The 2034-nt window shown below is 36.2% G+C and carries 1 protein-coding gene; it reads right to left on the reverse strand.

The features are described 5' to 3' along the window. Positions 1–133 precede the first annotated feature (133 nt). Positions 134–1669, reverse strand: a complete 1536-nt coding sequence (locus AN959_RS20260; protein WP_056833427.1) for a phosphoesterase — start codon at positions 1667–1669, stop codon at positions 134–136. Positions 1670–2034 lie beyond the last annotated feature (365 nt).

Consider the following 2034-nt stretch of genomic DNA (forward strand, 5'->3'; position numbering starts at 1 on the left):
AAAGTATTAATATAATAATTAAATATATCTTTCTCATAAAATCTACTCCATTTTCAATTGATTCTTTTTAGCATTTAATAATGAGAAAAGACAAGGAGGGCTGTGTCTCCTCGTCTTTTACTAGTTTCCTAGATTATTTAGCAGTTTTGATAAACACAGGATTTGAGTAGAACCAAAGATCTGTCCATGGATCTTCACCGCGAGGGTCTGTTTCGGGTTCTAGTTGATCCGTGTTCGTACCACGTAAACGAATATAGCTGTCTTTATCAACATTTTCTAAAGTATAAGAGATTTCAATGTATTCTCCATTTTTTGTCCAATCTTCTTCTGTGAAGCGTTTAACAACTTTCGTAGTTGGGTTTGTCGCAGTTGAACGATCTTCTACTTTACCAGTAACTTCACCCATAATTAAGTCAACACGTTTTACTTCTGGTGTATCTCCATTAGCATTTGCGGCATTTGCATCTTTGATGCGAATTGTTACCGTTACATCTTTAGATTTTCCTGGAATTGTAAGAGTTTCTCCTAAAGTCGCTGAACTTCCTTTAGATTGAGCAAAGATAGGAGATTTTCCACCTGCTTGCACTTTCACATCAAGTTCAGAAATTAGGTCACCTGTTGTTACATATACATTACCACCACGAAGGCTTTCCATAATATCGTCGTAGTCTTTATCTGCTTTTACATAAGTTTTTGAATATTCACCAGGCCAGAAGTCACTACCACCATCACGCCAGTTAACATGTGAATCTGAAGTAGCTGTAATCCACCAGTGTCTTCCTTCACCAAGCATAGAATCCCATAATCCGCCGACTTTAGCAGCCATTTGATCATAACCGCCCATTGTTGGGTAGTTACCATATGAACCACGAGCACCATCATCAAGTTCACCATCTGGAGTTAATGCGGCCGCTTGATGGCCAGGAGCACCTTCCATCCCAATGGAGATATTAGGAGCTATATCGTTCCAATTACGGAATTCCTCTGGTGTATCTTGCCCCCATTCGCCATCACCTTTTGCTGAACGTGATGGATGGTGAGCGATATGAATTGGCTGCTCGTCCTCATCCAACTCAGTTAACATATAGTTTAAAGCTTCAATCATTGTAGATTCAGTATCTCTGCTACCATCGTTTGGGTATGGTTCGCGTTTATTAAATTGACTTTCGATATCATAAAGAATTTGTGATTCGTTATCTACTTTAGGAATCATCAATGTACTATGGTCTGCAGCAGGTGTATCAAACTCCATTCCATAGAATTGAATTAGTTCTGGATATGCTTCACGTGATTTTAATAGTTCAGGATAAGCTTGCTCTAAATTTACCTTTGAATGGTTAGGACCACCATGATCCGTTGTCATAACCCATTCGAGTCCGTATTCTGTTGCTTTTTCTGCATTTTTCACAATTGGGTAAATAGCATCTCCACCTTGAATAGGTGTAGGAGGATTTGTAGAGTTGTCCCAACCAACACTCCATTCGCTATGGACGTGATGATCACCAGCAAGCCAAGTACCGTTACTTTGTTTTACTTCTTCTTGTGTTAATTGGTTTGCAGCTACTGTTTGGCTATTTCCATTAGTAGTAAAAGCTTGAGTTGCAAAAGCTGTAGTTGCAAGAACGGTTGTTGCGATTAAAGGAATTGCCTTTTTTGCTCTTTTTTTCATTTGAAAGTTCCTCCTAAAATTATTTGTCCAACGGTTTGAATTATAGGAAGTAAATATATATACGAGGTTAATAGAAGGTAAATATAGTGTAAATATTGTGATATTTATTAAAAATGATAAAATTCTACTATTTAGTTATAGGGCATAAGGAATAATGTTTATTTTGTATATGAAGATAAAGTATTGCTAATTATAATGCAGAAAATGGAATTTCAAAAGGAGACATAAATTATTGGAGTAAAGGATATGGTTTTTCTGCAATAAGAGAAACAAAGGAAAAGATTTGTCCAATAAGTCCTTCTGTGCCAATTAAATCGATTTTATTTATTAATAAAAAACTGAAATAAATAAGAAGTATTATTATT

This window comes from Psychrobacillus sp. FJAT-21963, from assembly GCF_001420585.1.
Taxonomy (GTDB): Bacteria; Bacillota; Bacilli; order Bacillales_A; family Planococcaceae; genus Psychrobacillus.